Origin of the sequence: Mesorhizobium sp. M8A.F.Ca.ET.161.01.1.1, assembly GCF_004792105.1 — a bacterium.
Lineage (GTDB): Bacteria > Pseudomonadota > Alphaproteobacteria > Rhizobiales > Rhizobiaceae > Mesorhizobium.
Genome location: NZ_SRTD01000002.1, coordinates 199,343 through 215,115, shown reverse-complemented (window position 1 = coordinate 215,115; position 15,773 = coordinate 199,343). Strand labels below are relative to the sequence as shown.

Sequence of the window (15,773 nt, the reverse complement as noted above, 5' to 3'; positions counted from 1 at the left end):
ATATATTGGTCTTCGGCTTGGATTTGGTGGTGGCCGTATTGTCGTAAGCCAAGTTCAGCGCGTCAACGATACGTTCTGCGTCGTCCCGCGTTATTGTATAGGCCACGGCGCATTGTTCGCTGTGTCCGTGTACGGAGTCAAATATCGCATAGAGGTTTTCGGTCCAATGCGGCTCCGTTTCTTCCTCGATCCACTCGTAGGAAAAGCGCCGCATCAGACAAGCAAATCGTCCAGGTCGTTGGCGCTTGACGCAGGTGGCGGGAACACCGCTGCCGCCTCGCTCATCGCAGCCTTGCCGGCGACCATGATCTCCTTCGCCGGAAGCACCGGCTTCGCCGCAGCGATGAGCCGCTTCTTCGGATCGTAGGGCTCCGACAGATCGGGCTGCTTGGTCAGCACGTCGAGCAGGCAAGCGGCCGGGTCTTTGCCAACGCAAACGTTCCAGTCGTTGGTCAACCAGAACTGGGAAATGGCCTGCCAGCCTTCCGGCCCGATGTTCAAGGCGAGGCTGGTGAGCTTGCCTCTCACCGGGGCGCCGCGAGCATCCCGCGAGTCCGAGATCGAGCGCAGCGCCGTGACGAGCTTGAGACCGAGTTCAGCGTCGGTCATGGATCACACCAACAGGTCGTCGAGATCGTTGCTGCGTTCGACGGGGCTCACGCCGCGTACCGGCACATCGCCGAGGTCGAGGTCGAGATCGTCGTCGCTCGAGTCGGAACCGGGCTGCACGGTCGAATTTTCGAAGGCGGCGGCCGTTTCCTCCTTCGTGGTGCCCATGTACGACTCGTAGGTAGGACAGAAAAGCTTGCCCGTCGCCACGTCGAATTCCAGGTGGGTTTCCACGGCCTTGCCGCCCGGATAGACGACTTCGAGTTCGGCGAGCAGTGGCGTCTTCTGCAAGGCGAAGCGGAAGCCCTTGTCGGTGCCGGGGAAGGGGTAGATGTTGACGAACGGGGTTTCCTTCGTCTTGCGGATCGCCGCGCGCAGTTCGCCGAGCTTCATGATGGTGTCTCCGAGATGTTGAGTTGGTGAAAGGGTGGCGGTCAGACCATGCCGAGCGCGGCCTTGTAGAGATCAAGGATCGCCTCGGCCTCCTGGCGCTCAGCCTGATCCTTCTTGCGCAATCTGACGAGCACGCGGATCGCAGCCGTGTCGAAACCGGTCCCCTTTGCCTCCGCGTAGATTTCCTTGATGTCGTCGGCGATGGTCTTCTTTTCTTCCTCAAGCCGCTCGATGCGCTCGATGAGAGCGCGAAGCTGACCGGCCGCGACTGTCTGGCTGGTCTCGGTGATATCGTCGTCGTCGCTGTTCTTGGGATATGGCATTCCATGTCTCCGATTTGGTGAAAATCACTATAAACGTGAAATTGAGCCCGTCAATACGAATTGCGGGAGAAAGTGCGTCCGGTAGCCATAAATCTGTCAACGGCCATGACCGGAGGCGGCAGGGCTGCGCGATCGTGCTCGATCGGATAGCCGTAGCGATGGCAGATGCGACGCGCCGTCTCGCGGTTGATTCCCGTGCCTTCCTCGATCTCGCGATAGGTGCAGTTGCCGTCGACCGACTTGACAAAGCGCCGCACCAGGAAGTGGAGCGCTGCGGCTCTGAAAGGACGGCGGCTCATCACGCCATCCCCTTGCCTGGTACGAGGATGCCGCTTATCACCTTATTGAAGTTCATATCGGTCAGATGGATGTTGGCGTCGACCCTGACCTCGGTTACACCCTGGCCGTTCTTCACGCCGATCTCGGTGAAGGGCGCCTTTGGCTCGGGGTACTTGTCCAGAATCGCTTCGACCGTGACCTGCATGTCAGCCCGCACCTTGTCGAGTTTCGCCTTCGGCGGCCGATCGTCATTCAGCATATCCTGGATCATCGCATCGCGCAGGACGACCAGGCTGGCGATCGCCTTTGTGATGTGGGACAGGCGTTGGCCGGGAACGTCGGGGTCATAGTCCTCGCCCTCCCACCACTGGTCGATATGACCCTTCGCGGCATCGACGTACACCGAGGCGCGGACGCCGGCTACGCGGTAGTTGTGACGCCCGTATTTTGCCGCGCCTTCGAGCATCGCGACGCCGAGTTCGGCGATGACCGTGGCTGGCACTGTGGCGTACTGGCGCCACTTGCGGGCTCCGACAGAATCCTTTGGGTTGCTGGCTTTAGAGCCATCAGTCGGTTTCGCAAGCATAGCGTTGATCTCGGCCACGGCCTCATCGAATGAAACCAGCTTCGCGCGAACGTTGCTGAAAAGTTGACGAAACGTCGTTGCCTCTGCCGACATTTCGTCAGACGTAAGATGCAATGCGCCTTCGGTCAGGTGCCGGGATAAAGTCCAATCGTCACGCAGCTTGTCGCATCCGAAGTGCTTCAGCAGCGCCTGCGCGTTTGTCGTCTTGCCGCAGCCCTGTGGTCCGTAAACAATTACCGTGTTCATTTTCGTGTCTTTCCCGTTAAACGTGAATATTGCTCATGTTCTTGCCAACCGACGTGGCCGGCACAAATATTAGGGATGCTTTGGTTCTGGCCGCCCGTTTACGTGAAGGACACCGCCACCGGCCATGCGCTTGGTGTGAAGTCGGTCGAGACGGCGATCGAGCAGATGCGGACGTGGCCGAAGGTCGGCCCGAAGCTGAAGGCAGCCTATCCGATCTGCTACGGCGTGATGGAGGGCAAACACACAGTAGATGAGGCGCGCCTGGCGTTTGAAGCTGCCGCGAAAGAGGCCAAGGTTTGGCGGGCTGAGTAGGGTCACGCCAGCAAGGCCCAAATCAGCCATGCGATCAGCGACGCAATCAGCGCCACGGCAAGCAGGAATGCGTTTGCCATTCCCTTGCCAATTGAGCCGTAGCCGGTGGCCGGCCGGTAGTCGCCATTCCACAAAGCCCAAGCGAAGGCGACGATGGTTGTGGTGAGCGGAAGAACCCACCACGAGATGGTAACAGTCATGCCTATCCGGTTGCTACCCACACCCCTAGATGTTGTGGTCATGTCTGTTGCGTCGCTTCTGGTTTCGGCTCCAACTCGCCGATGCGCCTGTTCAATATCCACACCAAGTCTTCGCCCATGCCGATGCTCTTCTTAGGCAGTAGCCCCAACACCGTAACGAGGTTGTCGTAGGCATCGGCCTTCGGCTGGAGATGATCGATGCGCGCTCGTAGGGACAAAATCTCATCCTTGCAGCGGCTCATCATCTGGATGGCTTCTTTATTGCTGATCTCCGGTGGCACTGTTGGCTCTCCTAATTGTTCAGTTTCAGGTCCTAAAACGTCGCGCATTTCCGGCGACCATTCCTATGGTCCTGCATCCTGTGCTCATGGCCCCGATCCATGTTCAGGGACGGGGCGGCCAGGATCGGTGGGGGCCGGCGCGGCATCCAATTGGTATGGGGCGCTGGTCTGAGCCTTCCACCATGAGCGAAAATTGTGCGTATCGGCCGGCTCACTCATGACCATGATCAAACTCGGCGCGAGCGGCCCCCGGAAATGCAGCAATTCAAGGTAGATGTCCGCCCCTTCCGCGATGGCTCTTCGCTGCTCATCGGTGAAGTGGAAACGAGCGATAGCGCTATCCCCTCGCCGACCCGGTAGAGTGCGTAAGGGACGATATTGAGGTTGGTCTTTGGCATAGACCGTTTCGAACTTTTCAAGGCCGACGACTACCGGGCCATCATGAGGCTCTACGATGTCAAACATTTCTCAACTCCTAGTGTTGGTGGGTGAAAACCGTATAGGCATGGTAACAGTGAGACTCATGTATCCCTCACCAGGTTGACCCGCTCGACGGTCGCCGCGACTTCGTGCTGCCAGCTTTCGAGCGGGTATTGCCCCTTGGCCGCATTCACTTCGCGGCAGACATGGGCGCCGACTTCAGCGATGGTTGGCATCGCGTCGTCGTGATCATCGCTGACCGTGACAAGCAGCGTGATGCGGACGCGTTTCATCAGAGCTTCACCAGTTGGTGGCAGCCGCGCCTGAGCCAAAGTGCGCCCTGGACCTGCGGATGAAGGCGATAGGCTTCCCGGCAACCGGGGCAAGGCGCGTCACCGCCAACTCGCAAGTAACGCCCTCGATCGATGTTGCGCTTGTCGGCCTCGGTGAGCAGTTCAGGAGCATTGCCCCACTGGTCGTATCCGAGACCAATCTGTACGGCGGTGTGCATCAGCGCCGCCCCTTTTCCATGAGGATACGAGCAAGCTCGATCCCTTCGGTTACAGGCCCATAGTCAGCGCCGTCAGAGCCTTGCTCGCTCGCCTTTACAGCCGCTTGATCGAGCATGACGTAAACAGGCGTCGTGCCGTCTTCAGCTTCGGCTTTCAGTTGCCGCGCGACATCCTTTGCGAAGTCGTAGGGGTCCGTGATGTAGATGTCTTCGGGCCACTGGTTGTCGGCGTGCTGAACTGCGAACGCGAGCGCCGCAACCCCGATCGAAATCACCAGACGACCGCTTACGACTTCAACCTGCAACGGTTGTCCCGGCTGACGCTCCGCATCGACAAGAGCCGCACGGGTCCGCGTCTCGAAATCGATTTGGGCAAAGACTTTCGCGGCTTCGGCGGTTTCGAACCATCCGATTATGCGACTGCCTCGGGAAAGAAAGTAGGGCTTAGGGCCTTGTCCGTAGGAGTCGCTGACTGCGTAGACATCGGCGCGATTGTTGGCGTCCCATTCCAATGCTTTCACAAAGGCGATCGGCGCCGGGTGGTCGGCGAGCGCTGCGATGCTCTCGCGCAGTTCCCGGTAGTCCTGGATCACTATGCCGATCGGCACGCCGTTCTTGTAGATCGGTTCGTCCTTGCACCGCACGGCCGCGTTGATGTGCTTGTCGACGAGGGCGACGGCGTTGGCGAGAGGTTTTTCGGATGCCTCCAGCGCCCCGGTGATCCGGTTGAAGGCGTTCATCCTGGTCGGATCATATTCCGTCCAGGCGGCTTGATCGGCTTCGCTGAGCTTGTCGCCAGTCGTGAGCCCACGGCCGGCTAGAAACGCGTCGCGCAGCACCGTGGACAGATCGAGCGGCTTCACTTTGACAGGCACGTTTTCCATGGCTCAGAACTCGTGCGGCGACACATAGCTGCCGTTGCAGAGCAGCAGTTCGTCCATGGCGTTGCCGCAATTGCGCGCATAGTCGCGGTTGCCATGGGTACCGGTGCTGGTGCAGCCGGCCGCGAGCAACATGGCGCCGATGATCCAAAGATGCTTGATACTCATTTCTCGTGTCTCCTTCGATTGGAGCGCTCAGAACTGGCGCTGGTTGATGAAGCCGTAGCCGAGCGCCGCGTCGCGGCCGGCGTTGCAGAAGACGAGCCAGCCGAGCGCCGCAGTGGTGAAGTCACCGACGACGAAGGTCAGCACGGTCACGAAGGCGGCGTGCCAGGCGTAGGCCACGAGCACGGGACGCATGGCGAAAAGGAACTCGCGCCGGCCGCGCCACAGGTGCTTGATGGTGGCTAGGTGGCGGCGCATTCAGTAACGCTTCCCGCCCTCGGCCTGCCGGTTGGCAAGCTGGTGATCCGCACGGGTGCGGTTGTAGGCATTTTTGTCGAGCACGGAGCCGGCCTGGTCGTAGCCGTTTGCCTGCGACACTTCGAGAATGCGAACGATGGCATTGGCGAAGTTGACCGCGCACTGATCCACGCCCGGCAACCGCTTCGGCAGATCGCCGTAGAGCGCCAGATGCCGAATGCAGTGGATCATCGCCGACGCCACGTCGATGCGGTTCGCGGCAGCGGTGTCCAGAATGCGAATGATGCCGTCGCTGAACTCGACCTCCACCGCTCCGCGATGGGGCAGTTTGTCGTCCCGACGCTTGCCCTTGCGATCGGCCTCAAGCGCTTCGGACAGTTCCGAGTGCATGAGCGCGATCACTTCGCCGAAGTTGCGCTCGATCGGCTTGCCGGTCTCGCGATCGACGTACCAGCCGGCGTTGGTGGCCGTCTCGTGAGCGAGCTTCTGCGCGGCGCGCAGTCCGTCGAATGCGGCCAGTTCGAGTTCGCTCAGGCCGGGGTGGAAGAAGGTGATATCGGTGTTTGGCATGGTGTCTCCTGTTGTTCTCAGACTTTCACGTTACTGAGTGAAAATCAACTAAAAAGTGAAATCACCGGACGCCAATCATCGACCCAGTGGATGCGGGGATCGGTGCTGCGTTCGTCGTCGCGATTGTGCGACTGCCGCAACATGATCGTCTTGTGGCCGGCCTCTACGCCCATCATGGCGTTCTTGTAGTTGTCCTCGATCCAGATGCCGCCGCGCAGCACTTCGAGCCAGGCGGACTTGCTCTCGCGAAGGGCGAGGCAGATGACGCGATCGAGGGCGCCGTCGAACTCGCGATCGAGGTTCTGCTTGCGGCGCTTGATCGCAAAAGGATCGTCCGAGCAGCTTGTCAGCACGGTCAGCTTGTGGCCGGCCGCCTTGAGCTTGGCGACAGCATCCTTGGCACCGTCCAGCGGATAAAGTTCGCCGAATGCCTGCGACGCGTTGAATTCCTGGATCAGTTCGAAACAGCGCGCCTCGGGCTGGCCCAGCCATTTGAACAGCGACCAGGAACGTGGGCCGGTGGCGCTCGGCTTGATTCCGTGGTTGGCAAAGACCCAATGCCGGAAGCCGCGCGTCCAGTCGAGCAGCACGCCGTCGCAATCGAGAATGAAATGCATGTTACGGGGCTCCCGTTCGAAGTTGAAGATTGGAATTGTCGGATGGCGCGACGGGTGTAGGAGCAATGCTTCGCTCATGAGCGCCACACATTCAGCAGAAAGCAGAACGAGTTTCGGACGCCGCCGCACACGATGGCGAGACCGATGGTCAGGCCGGCCCAGGTGCCGAAGCCCGAGACGTAGAATTCCAAAAGCTCTTTCATGACTGTCTCCTTTGCGTTGATTTGATAACGAACGGCGCACGGACGCCGGGGCAGTTGGCTTCGGCTGCGGCCAAAGCGCGGCGTATCCGCACCACGGGCGCATCGTGGCTGCCGAACAGGTTTCCAATGGCATATTGTTCGCCGCTACCGGCCGCCGCGTGCTCGGGATAGTCGGCGACCGAGTAGTCTGCCGCGATCTTGCAGAGCCGATCGCCGTGAGCGACGATCAGTTCGTCGATGCCTTCCTTGCCTGCGAGCTTCTGCAGCAGCGGCACCAGGTGAACGACCAAATGGCGCACGAGATCGGTGCCCTCCGGCAGGGGCTGCACCGCCTCCGAGTATTCCAGTTGCTGGCCGACGCGGATGGAACCGGTGTAGCCGAACAGATAGTCGCCGTTGTTGAAGACCTTGGCGTTGCGACGGGTCTCCACTGCGACATCGGTGCTGGCCGCGCTGTCGCCGCCGACATAGACGGCGCCCTGATGGACGATTGCGACGATGCAGGTCATCGGTTTCCGCTCTCGAACATGATGCGATCAGCGAGAGCGTTGCTCTCGTCGAACCAAAGCTTGCAGGCCCATCCGTTTGCCTGGTGATAGCTCGGTCTCGGCTGCTGGCATTCGGCCATGACGGCGGACGCCAAATTCAGAACGTCTGGTGGTGTGATTTTGAGCCTGAACATCACTGCGCTCCCGTGCCGATGGTCATGGTGTGAACATCGACGAGCGTCTTGTACTTCGCCGCCCAATTCTTCGGGCACGCCTTGAGCACGCCGGCCAAGTCGCGGGCCTTGATGTAGACGAAGCGGTCGGGCGGATCGCCAGCGGCGGGCTCGGGAATCTGCTTGCCGATGAGCATGGCCCTGATGCCGGCAGGCATTTGATCATAGAACTCGCGGCGCCAATCGGCGTCAGCCGTTGTAATGGCCGAAATTCCGGTCAGAATGGCGCCGTTGTCGAGCACCTGGTACGGCTTGTGAAAGCCGAATGTCGCGGCCTGCGTGTAGCAAATGTCGAGGTTCCAATCTTTGCGCAGATACAGCGCGCAGGCTGACAGGCAAACGCCATCGACGATCACCTTGGAGCGGCCGATGATCTTGGCCTTCGCATGATAGCGCAGCACCGCGCCGCCCATGTCACCGTCGATCAGAAACGCGGTGTCTTGTGCTTTGGCCGGCTTCGTTGCCAAAGAGGAAAGCAGACAGGCTGAGAGAATTAAAACAAGTGCCCACCAAAGGGATTTGCGACGGCCGGCAACGGCAAACAAAGTGAAATGAGCAAATCCAAAGGCGCTGGCGGCGAGCACCGCCAATATAAGCACCAATTTCAGAAGCATTGTCATGCGAGCAGTCCCCTAGTCTCACGGTTGCTGTTCATTGGTCATGCACCTTGCAGCCGGCGAGCCGAAGTCTGTGCAGCGCTTCGGAAAGATATCGGAGCGAGTGCGCGGCATAGCCGAGGTAGATTTCGGAGGGCGCCCTGACGCCTCGCAGATATTGAAGGTCGCTTATCGGAATGACGAAATCACCATCCGGTCTGCGGAAGCCCCTGTGCCCAAGCAGGTGATCAGGGCGCCAACCCCAGTCACAGATGGCCGTCGTTTCCGCGTGGCGCATGCTTCCGGCGACCAGATAATGAACGCTCACAGCCATTTCTCCATGATCTTGGTGACAGCCAGAGGCAGTAGGATATTGAGCACAATGACGCCGAGGATGATGGCGACGGCTGCTACTTCGACAGGTATCACTTCGCCTCTCTTTCGATGGTTCAATTCACACGAATAATGGTGAATGTCAATTTAAAAGTGAAAGTTACGAGAGGAAAAATCAGGGCTGCTTCGAGGCGACATCGAACAACAGGGCCTCGATCGCCTGCTTGCGCGACGTATATTCGATGCTGCGCCTCCACTCGCCAGCAGGCCGATAAAACCAGCGCGGCGACTGCCAGCGCGAATTGACGTACATTCGTCCGCGCGTCGTGCGTTCGAAGGTCGCCATCTCGTGCATAACCTGGCCTAGGATTTGGCCTTCAGCGCCGATCACGTCATAGCTTTTCAGCGTGGTCGTCTTAACCCGGAAGCGGCCGTGCTTCACGATCCTCTCGCCGTCGCGCTGCTGCAGTGTGTAGGCGATCATGCTCGCTCATCCTCGAATTCGATAGGAACGACTTCCACGTTCTTGGAGTTTGGCCCGTCAGCGTCGTTTTCTCTGGTGGCTCTGGCGTCGGCATTCGCCTGCTGGTGATACAGGCCAATGACAACCTCGTCGCCGACTTGGAGATGGCGCACGATCATGTAGGCGGTTTCTCTGGCCGCTTTGACAGGCGCCGCGAACTTCCAGCCGGCACGCTCGATCGCGTCGCGGACTTGCGGCATGATCTTGCGGCCGACCAGGCCCGATACCGGCCGTCGCGTGGCGGAAGTTTCGAGGGAAATGAGTTCGCTGTTCGGGTAGGTCGTCGCATAGTAGGACTTCTGCGGGCCGAGCGGCCAATCGATCATCCACGTGGTCTGCACATCGCTGGTGCGCAGCATCTTGGCGGTTGGACGTTGGTGTCTCATGCTGCTTCGCTCTCCTTGATCCTGACAAGCTCGCGGATGTCGTCGATCGACAGGCGAGGGATAGCCTTGAACGCCTCGTCGGCGGCCTTCTGCGCGGCTTTTGTGACTTCGTAGAGCCGCAGCGCCTCGTCATAGGCGGCTTGTGCTTCCGGCGTGTTGGGCATTAGGTCCGAAAGTTCCTTCTCTGCCCGGCTCGCGCGGTCGTTGTCCCTGCGCAACGCGACGACTGCAACCTTATGGCGGGTCAAAGTTTGCCCGCCAGTTCGGTAGTCCTTCTCGGAGAACGATTTCAGGTACTCGGTCACGGTCGCTTCGGCGCACGTTGGTAGCTGGCCCATATAGCCGGGTCTGATCTCGAACGCCTTCACCGCAGCCTTCTTCCGCAGATCGAGGTACATCTTGTCGATCTGCGTCTTGAGCTTGGCCAGCGACTGGTTGCTTGCCTCGAAGCCCAAGTCATGCGCGTACCAGGTGTCGGAATTCTCGCCGTAGCGGATCAGGTGGCCGCGATAGGTGGTCTCGATCTCAGCCATCAGCCGACTACCTTGTAGACGGCGATGTTGTCGTTGTGCGGATCGCTGTCAGCGAACGTCTTCCATTCCCATCGCAACGTGTCGGCGGCTCGCCCATCAGCATTTTCTGAGATGTTTGGTCGCGTGTCCGCAAGTTCTTGCAGAGTGCGGAAGTGAACGCGATCCTTCGGGCCGACAGGGCGCTCGCCACCGTCATGGCGAATCCATCCATCAGCGACGGCAGCCGCAACGTGATCGACAGGCGGCAATACCTCGCGGGGAGTCCAGCACGGGCAGTCCGCGCAGTCATCTCGATCGACATAGGTGCGGCGCGGCGGCCAGTTGTAGCCATAGCTTTTCGTGATCGAAACCGGCAGCGCTGGAAGGTCTGGCAGCGGCGCGGAGCACGGCCAAACTGCGTCTGCGCGCATCACGATCTTGCCTGCCCGATTTGGCTGGATTTCCGCATACTGACATGGGCCGCGCTTCTTCTCGGCGCCGCTTATGGTGGCTTTCTTCTCAGCGTTTGCGGTCATCGTTTCAGCTTCCTTCCTGCCGTCTGCGGCTCGAACATGCTGCCGTCTTCGCGAGTGCTCCAGCCGTCACCCTCCAAAACAGCGCGTTCAGTGGCAGTCTTCGGGAAAAATCGACGGTCGGCAATTGGCCGGCGGTCATCCGATTTTCGCACCCTGTTGCGAACCGCTTCAATCTGTTCGTCGGTCAAATGCGGCGTGGATTTCTTTTCGGGAACCGGCCCCACTAGCACCGGAAAGAGTGCCGTCCGCACAGCAGATTCAATCGACGTGCCTTCGGCGACCGCTTTATTGATCTCGATCATGACGAGTCGGATCACGTCGTCGAAGCTGCCGGGAAGTTCACGATTGTTCATTGCAACTTCCCCTTCTTGCTCGACACGCGCCAGGTCTCGCCGTGGCAGGATACCGTGACGCCCTCGCAGACGAATGACTTGGCCCACTGGCTCATGACTGTTGCTGCTCCATCAACGCCTGCAGCGCACAATCGTAGATGCGCTTTGCCTCCGCATCGGTGCGCAGGATGGCGTGAGCTTCTTCCGCGCCGAGGCCGAAGGCACGATCCATGGCGGCGACCGCCTGTTCATAAGGATCGCGAGCCCTGGTTATTTCGGCCGCGCGCTGCCTCGTGTAGTCGAGATAGTGAGCGGCGATGTGTTTTACGGCTTGCGGGCTCATAGGATCGCGACCTTGATGTTGTGCAGCACTTCCGTGCTCGCGTTTAACCTGAACCAATCTTCCGGCACCTGGACGAATCCTTCGCCGAAGATCGTGCCGGGCGGCAGGACGCCGAGATGATGCTGACCGGGCACCGCCTTCTGCAACTTGCCATCGGCGTTAAGGCTCACCTGGTCGCCGACCTTCAGTCGCTCAGCAGTGGCGAAGGGCGTGTGCATGACTGTGCCCGGCGCCGGATCGAGGACGACATCGACAGCCTTCTCGACAACCACGCGGTCGCCATAGACCGCGAAATAAGTGTCGTCTTCCACGCTGTATTCCCACCGCTGCTTGGCACGCCGCCAGTAACGGACGACGGCCATGCCATCGACGATTCCGCGCACATGATATTTGCGGTCGCCGACCCTGTAGACGGCGCCGGGCTTCACCCAATCGGGTAGGGCGTTATCGCTCATGACTCGGTCTCCGTCTCTTGCTGCATGACAAATGGAGGCATCGGCAGGATTGTCGGCACGAAAACGTCGAACGGCGTTACCGGCGTGAACTCAGCGCTGTTCGTGTCCAGTATCTTGTGCAGCCGCATTGGCCATTTCTGATGAAGCTGCTGCGCCTGCACGAACGACATCTCGATCACGGTGCCTTCGTCGGTCGTCTCGTACTTCAACATCGAACCTGGGTGAGCCAGATCGACGCGAAATGTCACCTGAGTTCGCCGCGTCTCGCGGATGATGTTTTCCCACAAGGCTAGCATCTTGCCGACCTGAAACGGCTTTTCCTCTGCTGTCACCGTCGATGTCGTCGCGACGCCATAAATGGCTCTATACATGTCCGTCTCGACCTGCGCGGCAATCTGCTGCCGGATGCGTTCTTCGGCGCTCATTTCCGCGTAGGCCCCCTCTGCTCGATACGGTTTTGAAGACCCTCGGCCTTGCCTGCGAGGGCGTCGATCTGGCGCAGCATCGTCTCAGGCAAACCTTCGGCATAGCCAATCTTGTACGCATCCATCAGGAGGCGCTTGGCGAGCATCAGTTTCTCGGCGGTTGGGCTGTAGGTCACGATCTGTCTCCCTGTGCTAATTTCACTTTTAACGTGAATATCTCTAACCCGTCAAGTGAAAAATGACACCCGTCTGATTTTCCTCGGAGCCCCTATTTCTCCGACGCCATCTTGAGAACGAAAGTGGAACATGCTTTGCTCGAACTCGTTGCGGCGATACCCTAAAGGAGCATCGCCATGGGACCACGACGTGTCTACGATTACAGCTATCAGATCGAATGTGTCGACGGGGAGGGGGCAACCGTCGAGCGCATTGGCGAGATGAACAATTTCGCCGTGGCCAAAGCAGCGTTCGAGGCCGCGCTGACGCAACGCACCAATTCCAATGTGCTTCTGCGTGAAGGGGCTCGACGCGTCGAGTCGGCAAAGACCGGCAGCTACGATTTGGAGTCCAAAACGGTTCCGATCCTGGCGCGGTCGAAATGATTTTCTCTGAGGGGTCGCCGTGTGATTTTCTCCGGGGCGACCTGGGTCTATTTCTCCGGGGTCTATTTCTCCGGGGCCGCCGACCCTGCCACCTGGTCCCCGCCGCCAAGGCGGCATCGAGCGCCGTTCAATCTCGCAGGTCGAGCGCGCGCCAGGTCGCCGGCAGCGCCTCTGATATGTTATAATATTACGCTATCGACGGGCGCCGGGCAGCCGTGATACTGAAGCGGGATCGAGACCGGGCAGGGGAGGAAATCGCAATGCGCAAGCTATGGGGACTCGTGGCGATAGGCGCGGCCGTCGCGGCTGCCAATGCCATGGTCAAGATTCCAGAACGGCCGGCGCCCGTGGCGCAAATCGACTTTGCCAGGTGCAACCGGCTTGCCGAAGCGGCAGGCGCTGCAATGGCGCTACGGCAGATAGGAACCGAAGAGTCGGCCGCCATGCGCCAGGCAAGCGGCGACGGGCTGGAAATCGTATCCCGCGCCTATGCCGAGCCGATAGCGGCAAGCGGCGACGCAAAGGCGCTGGCAGCCCGCAATTTCGCGGACTCCATCAAACACGAATGCATTAGAGGCTAGGCGCGGCCAAAAGAAAAAGCCCGGCTTGCAACCGGGCTTCAATTCACTTCACAAGACCTAGCGCCACGAGTCCCCATAGGACGGCCGCCAGGATTAGCGGCCAATGCCACCACGGTTTAGGACGTGTCGCGGCCGGCGCCGCTCGGCTCGGCTCGCCAGGTCTCAGGCGCTGCCGTGGCACGCTGGCAGGCGGCAAATCAACCGCGTGCAATGGCAGCCGGCCGCGCTGGATTGCGACGACTCGACCTGGTAGCGGCTTGCCGGCCTTGTCTGGCGTGCTAACCATTGCCTGCCCGGTAGCAAGCCCGAGAATGCTTGCCGCGTTGATACTGCCCGGCATGGTCTCGGCAGCCGCCTTTAGCGCCTTGTGATGCTGCGGCGTGGAAGCGCGCAACGCGTGCTGAATCCGCGTGGCAAGCTGCCCGGCGACAATGTGCGGCAAGTCAGAAGGGGATTGCGTGACATAGATAAGCCCGACTCCCTTCGATCGAATGAGTCGCGTGATTTGTTCGATCCGTCGCACGATTGCAGCCGTGGCGCCGTCAAAGATCAAATGCGCCTCATCGATTAGGACCATGAGTCCAGGCGCTGCCGTGTCGCCGACTTCGCCGAGACCGGAATAAAGCCGTTCCAGCGTATGAGCGACAAAGGCGCCATAAAGACCTGGTAGCGCCGTCAACTCGGCTGCCGCGTAAACCGTGATTCCTTGCGTGTCGCGCGGATCATGGCGCGAGTCTTGAAAGACCCATGCGGCGCCGCGTTCCAAGCGCAATAGAGCACGTTGGACGGCAGCCACGGAAACGGGAGATAACAGCCCATAGTCGCGGCTTAAATCGTGCCGCGTGGCGTCATTCAACAGGTCGCGCAAGTCTGCCAGTGTGGCAACGGCGCGGCCGGAATCTTCCGCCCATGCAAGCGCGATTTGAAGGGCGCCGGCTTGCGCTTCACTCAGGTCTAGCGCGCGTGCGATCAAATCGGCGCCCATGGCGTCGACGCGCATTGCCGGCCGCAAGAGATGCTGCCCGAGCGACGCCAAATCGCCTTTCGCGTCCAGAACCAAAACCGGGCAAGGCGAACGCTCGGCAATGGCGCCTAGCGTCGTCGACTTGCCCGTTCCTGTAGCGCCAAAAATGCCGATATGCCGTGACAGGTAGCGCCAGGGGATAGCGACGCCATGGCCGATTTGCAGCGCCGTCATCTTGTCCAGCGCCTCAATTCGGCTTTGACCCTGTAAGCATCGGCCGGAACTGGCAGCACGTCGACGCGGAAAATTGCGACATAGCCAGATGCTCCAGAAATACTGGTTTCGTTCAATTGCCAGCCCGTTGGCAGCGTCAATCGCCCGCTATCCATCGCGTTCCAAAGGCGTTCTGTATTGTCGCCGCACGCAAAACAAACTTTCAAGTCATCCCATGGCAGCGCCGTCATGACACGGACTCCCTGGAATTCAGCCGCTGAACTTCCGCGCGGAGTGTGTCGCGGTGCGCGGGCTGAATCCGCTGGAAAACCTGCAGCCGATAGTTATATGGCTCGGCTTCAAGTTCAGCTTTCAAGCTGGCATATTCGGCGGGAGTCGCCGGCCGCGTGCGGCGGTACCAATCCCAGCCGCAAGCGCCGTGGCTGCCGTCAAAGCAGGTCATATAGCGGCCGGCCGCGTCGTGTGGCTCGGCAGGGAAAACGGCCGTCACGTCGTCGCCATGGGTCTTAGGCGCACGATGAACGCGAAAGAGCACGGGAGTCACGGGCTCGGCTGCCAGCTTTTTGGCGTCGTCGGCAAGCGCGACTATGGCAGGTCCGTCAAAGGCTGCCGAGTCGAGCGGGCGCCCGTTGCGGGCTTTGGCTTCGATGTCGACCAAATCGCCATTGCTGCCGAATTCGAACGAAAGCGAATTGAGCGAGTCGGGCAGCCCGTGGCAAGGCCAGGTCGCTTTGAACGCCTCCAGGTCCGCGCGGTTGAATGTGTGCCAGGTCATGACAAATGCACCTTTCCATCGTCGCCGAAATACACGTCAACCGTGCGATAGCGGCAGGCTTTGCTGAGCTTTTCGCCTAGCGACTCCTCATTCAAAACTGAGCGCTTGTCATAGGCAGCTTGCCATGCTGCCGCGATATCGCGGTTTTCGACCATCTCGGCCGTAAGCGCTTCATATTCGGCCGAGTCCGGTTCCAATTCGGACCTATCCCAAAAGCCGACTCCATGGCCGTTTCGCGTGTACCAATAGTCGCGGCCGGCTTGCTCGGGTTCATAGTTGCGGGCATAGGCTGCCGCCAGCAATTCCGCGTTTGCGACCTGCCAGGCGCTGCAATCGGCAATGATCGCTTGCAAGGTCTCGGGCGCCAAATCGGCGAAACCGACATCGCACGGCAAGACTCCATCGGCCGCGCCTTCCACCATGGCGGCTTGATGCTCGGCCGTGTTGAATTCTTCCGTGTCGACTTGCGGGCATTCATTGGTAAAGAAAATCGCTTCGATATAGCCTTGCGTGAAAGCGTCCAGGTCCGAAAAGCTGAGCGGCGCGGCAGGTGGCGGCATGTCAACGCGGCCGGATGAGTCCAAAATGAATTCGGGCATAG

At 60.0% G+C, this 15,773-nt stretch carries 34 protein-coding genes; 3 read left to right on the top strand and 31 right to left on the bottom strand.

Annotated features, from left to right (window positions below; genetic code table 11):
* Positions 1–213: 213 nt before the first annotated feature.
* From EN804_RS06080 to EN804_RS37155, 5 genes are read right to left on the bottom strand one after another with little or no spacing between them, the layout of a single operon-like run.
* The gene (locus EN804_RS06080; protein ID WP_135918891.1) at positions 214–609 is read right to left on the bottom strand and encodes a hypothetical protein; all 396 of its coding nucleotides are present in this window, start codon (positions 607–609) and stop codon (positions 214–216) included.
* A 3-nt stretch (positions 610–612) separates the two neighbouring features.
* Positions 613–1,002 (bottom strand): hypothetical protein, encoded by a 390-nt coding sequence (locus EN804_RS06075; protein WP_135918890.1) that lies wholly within the window; start codon positions 1,000–1,002, stop codon positions 613–615.
* A 41-nt stretch (positions 1,003–1,043) separates the two neighbouring features.
* A complete protein-coding gene (locus EN804_RS06070) occupies positions 1,044–1,325 on the bottom strand; it encodes a DUF2312 domain-containing protein (protein ID WP_135918889.1) in 282 nt (93 codons plus the stop codon).
* A 50-nt stretch (positions 1,326–1,375) separates the two neighbouring features.
* Positions 1,376–1,624 (bottom strand): hypothetical protein, encoded by a 249-nt coding sequence (locus EN804_RS06065; protein ID WP_135918888.1) that lies wholly within the window; start codon positions 1,622–1,624, stop codon positions 1,376–1,378.
* Positions 1,624–2,436: a dATP/dGTP diphosphohydrolase domain-containing protein gene (locus EN804_RS37155; protein ID WP_189524464.1), complete on the bottom strand. Its 813-nt coding sequence runs from the start codon at positions 2,434–2,436 to the stop codon at positions 1,624–1,626. The genes EN804_RS06065 and EN804_RS37155 overlap by 1 nt, the downstream gene beginning before the upstream one ends.
* Before the next feature lie 102 nt (positions 2,437–2,538).
* On the opposite strand from EN804_RS37155, the gene EN804_RS06050 reads away from it, so the two are divergent.
* Complete coding sequence (locus EN804_RS06050) at positions 2,539–2,748, top strand: DUF982 domain-containing protein (RefSeq protein ID WP_189524465.1); 210 nt, start codon at positions 2,539–2,541, stop codon at positions 2,746–2,748.
* 2 nt (positions 2,749–2,750) lie between these two features.
* On the opposite strand, the gene EN804_RS06045 is transcribed toward EN804_RS06050, so the two are convergent.
* From EN804_RS06045 to EN804_RS05955, 22 genes are all read right to left on the bottom strand, one after another.
* Positions 2,751–2,948 carry a hypothetical protein gene (locus tag EN804_RS06045; protein ID WP_135918886.1) on the bottom strand — a complete coding sequence of 66 codons (198 nt, stop codon included), beginning with the start codon at positions 2,946–2,948 and terminating at the stop codon, positions 2,751–2,753.
* A gap of 38 nt (positions 2,949–2,986) precedes the next feature.
* Entirely contained in the window at positions 2,987–3,277 is a 291-nt protein-coding gene (locus EN804_RS06040; protein WP_135918885.1) for a hypothetical protein, read from the bottom strand.
* 36 nt (positions 3,278–3,313) lie between these two features.
* A complete protein-coding gene (locus EN804_RS06035) occupies positions 3,314–3,694 on the bottom strand; it encodes a hypothetical protein (RefSeq protein ID WP_135918884.1) in 381 nt (126 codons plus the stop codon).
* A 56-nt stretch (positions 3,695–3,750) separates the two neighbouring features.
* Positions 3,751–3,942, bottom strand: a complete 192-nt coding sequence (locus EN804_RS06030) for a hypothetical protein (protein ID WP_135918883.1) — start codon at positions 3,940–3,942, stop codon at positions 3,751–3,753.
* A complete protein-coding gene (locus tag EN804_RS06025; protein WP_135918882.1) occupies positions 3,942–4,160 on the bottom strand; it encodes a hypothetical protein in 219 nt (72 codons plus the stop codon). Before EN804_RS06025 ends, EN804_RS06030 begins: the two co-directional genes overlap by 1 nt.
* Positions 4,160–5,044, bottom strand: coding sequence for a hypothetical protein (locus tag EN804_RS06020; RefSeq protein ID WP_135918881.1), 885 nt, complete (start codon positions 5,042–5,044; stop codon positions 4,160–4,162). The genes EN804_RS06025 and EN804_RS06020 overlap by 1 nt, the downstream gene beginning before the upstream one ends.
* Before the next feature lie 3 nt (positions 5,045–5,047).
* Positions 5,048–5,209, bottom strand: a complete 162-nt coding sequence (locus EN804_RS37150) for a hypothetical protein (protein WP_189524466.1) — start codon at positions 5,207–5,209, stop codon at positions 5,048–5,050.
* Between the two features lie 27 nt (positions 5,210–5,236).
* A complete protein-coding gene (locus tag EN804_RS06015; protein WP_135918880.1) occupies positions 5,237–5,464 on the bottom strand; it encodes a hypothetical protein in 228 nt (75 codons plus the stop codon).
* On the bottom strand, positions 5,465–6,034 hold the full coding sequence (locus EN804_RS06010) for a hypothetical protein (protein ID WP_135918879.1): 570 nt from the start codon (positions 6,032–6,034) through the stop codon (positions 5,465–5,467).
* Positions 6,035–6,078: 44 nt separating this feature from the next.
* Positions 6,079–6,651, bottom strand: coding sequence for a hypothetical protein (locus EN804_RS37145; RefSeq protein ID WP_189524467.1), 573 nt, complete (start codon positions 6,649–6,651; stop codon positions 6,079–6,081).
* Positions 6,652–6,725: 74 nt separating this feature from the next.
* On the bottom strand, positions 6,726–6,854 hold the full coding sequence (locus tag EN804_RS38610) for a hypothetical protein (RefSeq protein WP_281404923.1): 129 nt from the start codon (positions 6,852–6,854) through the stop codon (positions 6,726–6,728).
* Positions 6,851–7,363 carry a hypothetical protein gene (locus EN804_RS37140; protein WP_189524468.1) on the bottom strand — a complete coding sequence of 171 codons (513 nt, stop codon included), beginning with the start codon at positions 7,361–7,363 and terminating at the stop codon, positions 6,851–6,853. The genes EN804_RS38610 and EN804_RS37140 overlap by 4 nt, the downstream gene beginning before the upstream one ends.
* Before the next feature lie 172 nt (positions 7,364–7,535).
* Positions 7,536–8,195, bottom strand: coding sequence for a hypothetical protein (locus EN804_RS06000; RefSeq protein ID WP_135918877.1), 660 nt, complete (start codon positions 8,193–8,195; stop codon positions 7,536–7,538).
* A gap of 484 nt (positions 8,196–8,679) precedes the next feature.
* Complete coding sequence (locus EN804_RS05995) at positions 8,680–8,988, bottom strand: hypothetical protein (RefSeq protein ID WP_135918876.1); 309 nt, start codon at positions 8,986–8,988, stop codon at positions 8,680–8,682.
* The gene (locus EN804_RS05990; protein ID WP_135918875.1) at positions 8,985–9,386 is read right to left on the bottom strand and encodes a hypothetical protein; all 402 of its coding nucleotides are present in this window, start codon (positions 9,384–9,386) and stop codon (positions 8,985–8,987) included. Before EN804_RS05990 ends, EN804_RS05995 begins: the two co-directional genes overlap by 4 nt.
* Before the next feature lie 23 nt (positions 9,387–9,409).
* Entirely contained in the window at positions 9,410–9,946 is a 537-nt protein-coding gene (locus EN804_RS05985) for a hypothetical protein (protein ID WP_135918874.1), read from the bottom strand.
* Positions 9,946–10,461 (bottom strand): hypothetical protein, encoded by a 516-nt coding sequence (locus EN804_RS05980; RefSeq protein WP_135918873.1) that lies wholly within the window; start codon positions 10,459–10,461, stop codon positions 9,946–9,948. Before EN804_RS05980 ends, EN804_RS05985 begins: the two co-directional genes overlap by 1 nt.
* Complete coding sequence (locus EN804_RS05975) at positions 10,458–10,814, bottom strand: hypothetical protein (protein ID WP_135918872.1); 357 nt, start codon at positions 10,812–10,814, stop codon at positions 10,458–10,460. The genes EN804_RS05980 and EN804_RS05975 overlap by 4 nt, the downstream gene beginning before the upstream one ends.
* Positions 10,815–10,905: 91 nt before the next feature.
* Positions 10,906–11,136: a hypothetical protein gene (locus tag EN804_RS05970; protein WP_135918871.1), complete on the bottom strand. Its 231-nt coding sequence runs from the start codon at positions 11,134–11,136 to the stop codon at positions 10,906–10,908.
* Positions 11,133–11,591: a hypothetical protein gene (locus EN804_RS05965; protein ID WP_135918870.1), complete on the bottom strand. Its 459-nt coding sequence runs from the start codon at positions 11,589–11,591 to the stop codon at positions 11,133–11,135. Before EN804_RS05965 ends, EN804_RS05970 begins: the two co-directional genes overlap by 4 nt.
* The gene (locus EN804_RS05960) at positions 11,588–12,016 is read right to left on the bottom strand and encodes a hypothetical protein (RefSeq protein WP_135918869.1); all 429 of its coding nucleotides are present in this window, start codon (positions 12,014–12,016) and stop codon (positions 11,588–11,590) included. Before EN804_RS05960 ends, EN804_RS05965 begins: the two co-directional genes overlap by 4 nt.
* Entirely contained in the window at positions 12,013–12,192 is a 180-nt protein-coding gene (locus EN804_RS05955) for a hypothetical protein (protein ID WP_135918868.1), read from the bottom strand. Before EN804_RS05955 ends, EN804_RS05960 begins: the two co-directional genes overlap by 4 nt.
* Before the next feature lie 177 nt (positions 12,193–12,369).
* Here EN804_RS05955 and EN804_RS05950 point away from each other — a divergent pair, with 177 nt between their 5' ends.
* Together EN804_RS05950 and EN804_RS05945 are read left to right on the top strand one after the other, a co-directional pair.
* A complete protein-coding gene (locus EN804_RS05950; RefSeq protein WP_135918867.1) occupies positions 12,370–12,618 on the top strand; it encodes a hypothetical protein in 249 nt (82 codons plus the stop codon).
* A gap of 260 nt (positions 12,619–12,878) precedes the next feature.
* Complete coding sequence (locus EN804_RS05945; RefSeq protein WP_135918866.1) at positions 12,879–13,199, top strand: hypothetical protein; 321 nt, start codon at positions 12,879–12,881, stop codon at positions 13,197–13,199.
* Positions 13,200–13,242: 43 nt separating this feature from the next.
* Here the strand turns inward: EN804_RS05945 and EN804_RS05940 are convergent, their stop codons facing one another.
* From EN804_RS05940 to EN804_RS05925, 4 genes are read right to left on the bottom strand one after another with little or no spacing between them, the layout of a single operon-like run.
* The gene (locus tag EN804_RS05940; protein ID WP_135918865.1) at positions 13,243–14,397 is read right to left on the bottom strand and encodes a helicase HerA-like domain-containing protein; all 1,155 of its coding nucleotides are present in this window, start codon (positions 14,395–14,397) and stop codon (positions 13,243–13,245) included.
* On the bottom strand, positions 14,394–14,627 hold the full coding sequence (locus EN804_RS05935) for a hypothetical protein (protein ID WP_135918864.1): 234 nt from the start codon (positions 14,625–14,627) through the stop codon (positions 14,394–14,396). Before EN804_RS05935 ends, EN804_RS05940 begins: the two co-directional genes overlap by 4 nt.
* Positions 14,624–15,172 carry a hypothetical protein gene (locus EN804_RS05930; RefSeq protein WP_135918863.1) on the bottom strand — a complete coding sequence of 183 codons (549 nt, stop codon included), beginning with the start codon at positions 15,170–15,172 and terminating at the stop codon, positions 14,624–14,626. Before EN804_RS05930 ends, EN804_RS05935 begins: the two co-directional genes overlap by 4 nt.
* Positions 15,169–15,771, bottom strand: coding sequence for a hypothetical protein (locus EN804_RS05925; RefSeq protein ID WP_135918862.1), 603 nt, complete (start codon positions 15,769–15,771; stop codon positions 15,169–15,171). The genes EN804_RS05930 and EN804_RS05925 overlap by 4 nt, the downstream gene beginning before the upstream one ends.
* Positions 15,772–15,773 lie beyond the last annotated feature (2 nt).

What these genes read in the sequence shown, in the direction of transcription:
- EN804_RS06080 (WP_135918891.1), bottom strand. Translation starts at nt 609, where the DNA reads ATGACCGACGCTGAACTCGGTCTCAAGCTCGTCACGGCGCTGCGCTCG.
- EN804_RS06075 (WP_135918890.1), bottom strand. Translation starts at nt 1,002, where the DNA reads ATGAAGCTCGGCGAACTGCGCGCGGCGATCCGCAAGACGAAGGAAACC.
- EN804_RS06070 (WP_135918889.1), bottom strand. Translation starts at nt 1,325, where the DNA reads ATGCCATATCCCAAGAACAGCGACGACGACGATATCACCGAGACCAGC.
- EN804_RS06065 (WP_135918888.1), bottom strand. Translation starts at nt 1,624, where the DNA reads ATGAGCCGCCGTCCTTTCAGAGCCGCAGCGCTCCACTTCCTGGTGCGG.
- EN804_RS37155 (WP_189524464.1), bottom strand. Translation starts at nt 2,436, where the DNA reads ATGAACACGGTAATTGTTTACGGACCACAGGGCTGCGGCAAGACGACA.
- EN804_RS06045 (WP_135918886.1), bottom strand. Translation starts at nt 2,948, where the DNA reads ATGACTGTTACCATCTCGTGGTGGGTTCTTCCGCTCACCACAACCATC.
- EN804_RS06040 (WP_135918885.1), bottom strand. Translation starts at nt 3,277, where the DNA reads ATGCGCGACGTTTTAGGACCTGAAACTGAACAATTAGGAGAGCCAACA.
- EN804_RS06035 (WP_135918884.1), bottom strand. Translation starts at nt 3,694, where the DNA reads ATGTTTGACATCGTAGAGCCTCATGATGGCCCGGTAGTCGTCGGCCTT.
- EN804_RS06030 (WP_135918883.1), bottom strand. Translation starts at nt 3,942, where the DNA reads ATGAAACGCGTCCGCATCACGCTGCTTGTCACGGTCAGCGATGATCAC.
- EN804_RS06025 (WP_135918882.1), bottom strand. Translation starts at nt 4,160, where the DNA reads ATGCACACCGCCGTACAGATTGGTCTCGGATACGACCAGTGGGGCAAT.
- EN804_RS06020 (WP_135918881.1), bottom strand. Translation starts at nt 5,044, where the DNA reads ATGGAAAACGTGCCTGTCAAAGTGAAGCCGCTCGATCTGTCCACGGTG.
- EN804_RS37150 (WP_189524466.1), bottom strand. Translation starts at nt 5,209, where the DNA reads ATGAGTATCAAGCATCTTTGGATCATCGGCGCCATGTTGCTCGCGGCC.
- EN804_RS06015 (WP_135918880.1), bottom strand. Translation starts at nt 5,464, where the DNA reads ATGCGCCGCCACCTAGCCACCATCAAGCACCTGTGGCGCGGCCGGCGC.
- EN804_RS06010 (WP_135918879.1), bottom strand. Translation starts at nt 6,034, where the DNA reads ATGCCAAACACCGATATCACCTTCTTCCACCCCGGCCTGAGCGAACTC.
- EN804_RS37145 (WP_189524467.1), bottom strand. Translation starts at nt 6,651, where the DNA reads ATGCATTTCATTCTCGATTGCGACGGCGTGCTGCTCGACTGGACGCGC.
- EN804_RS38610 (WP_281404923.1), bottom strand. Translation starts at nt 6,854, where the DNA reads ATGAAAGAGCTTTTGGAATTCTACGTCTCGGGCTTCGGCACCTGGGCC.
- EN804_RS37140 (WP_189524468.1), bottom strand. Translation starts at nt 7,363, where the DNA reads ATGACCTGCATCGTCGCAATCGTCCATCAGGGCGCCGTCTATGTCGGC.
- EN804_RS06000 (WP_135918877.1), bottom strand. Translation starts at nt 8,195, where the DNA reads ATGACAATGCTTCTGAAATTGGTGCTTATATTGGCGGTGCTCGCCGCC.
- EN804_RS05995 (WP_135918876.1), bottom strand. Translation starts at nt 8,988, where the DNA reads ATGATCGCCTACACACTGCAGCAGCGCGACGGCGAGAGGATCGTGAAG.
- EN804_RS05990 (WP_135918875.1), bottom strand. Translation starts at nt 9,386, where the DNA reads ATGCTGCGCACCAGCGATGTGCAGACCACGTGGATGATCGATTGGCCG.
- EN804_RS05985 (WP_135918874.1), bottom strand. Translation starts at nt 9,946, where the DNA reads ATGGCTGAGATCGAGACCACCTATCGCGGCCACCTGATCCGCTACGGC.
- EN804_RS05980 (WP_135918873.1), bottom strand. Translation starts at nt 10,461, where the DNA reads ATGACCGCAAACGCTGAGAAGAAAGCCACCATAAGCGGCGCCGAGAAG.
- EN804_RS05975 (WP_135918872.1), bottom strand. Translation starts at nt 10,814, where the DNA reads ATGAACAATCGTGAACTTCCCGGCAGCTTCGACGACGTGATCCGACTC.
- EN804_RS05970 (WP_135918871.1), bottom strand. Translation starts at nt 11,136, where the DNA reads ATGAGCCCGCAAGCCGTAAAACACATCGCCGCTCACTATCTCGACTAC.
- EN804_RS05965 (WP_135918870.1), bottom strand. Translation starts at nt 11,591, where the DNA reads ATGAGCGATAACGCCCTACCCGATTGGGTGAAGCCCGGCGCCGTCTAC.
- EN804_RS05960 (WP_135918869.1), bottom strand. Translation starts at nt 12,016, where the DNA reads ATGAGCGCCGAAGAACGCATCCGGCAGCAGATTGCCGCGCAGGTCGAG.
- EN804_RS05950 (WP_135918867.1), top strand. Translation starts at nt 12,370, where the DNA reads ATGGGACCACGACGTGTCTACGATTACAGCTATCAGATCGAATGTGTC.
- EN804_RS05945 (WP_135918866.1), top strand. Translation starts at nt 12,879, where the DNA reads ATGCGCAAGCTATGGGGACTCGTGGCGATAGGCGCGGCCGTCGCGGCT.
- EN804_RS05940 (WP_135918865.1), bottom strand. Translation starts at nt 14,397, where the DNA reads ATGACGGCGCTGCAAATCGGCCATGGCGTCGCTATCCCCTGGCGCTAC.
- EN804_RS05935 (WP_135918864.1), bottom strand. Translation starts at nt 14,627, where the DNA reads ATGACGGCGCTGCCATGGGATGACTTGAAAGTTTGTTTTGCGTGCGGC.
- EN804_RS05930 (WP_135918863.1), bottom strand. Translation starts at nt 15,172, where the DNA reads ATGACCTGGCACACATTCAACCGCGCGGACCTGGAGGCGTTCAAAGCG.
- EN804_RS05925 (WP_135918862.1), bottom strand. Translation starts at nt 15,771, where the DNA reads ATGCCCGAATTCATTTTGGACTCATCCGGCCGCGTTGACATGCCGCCA.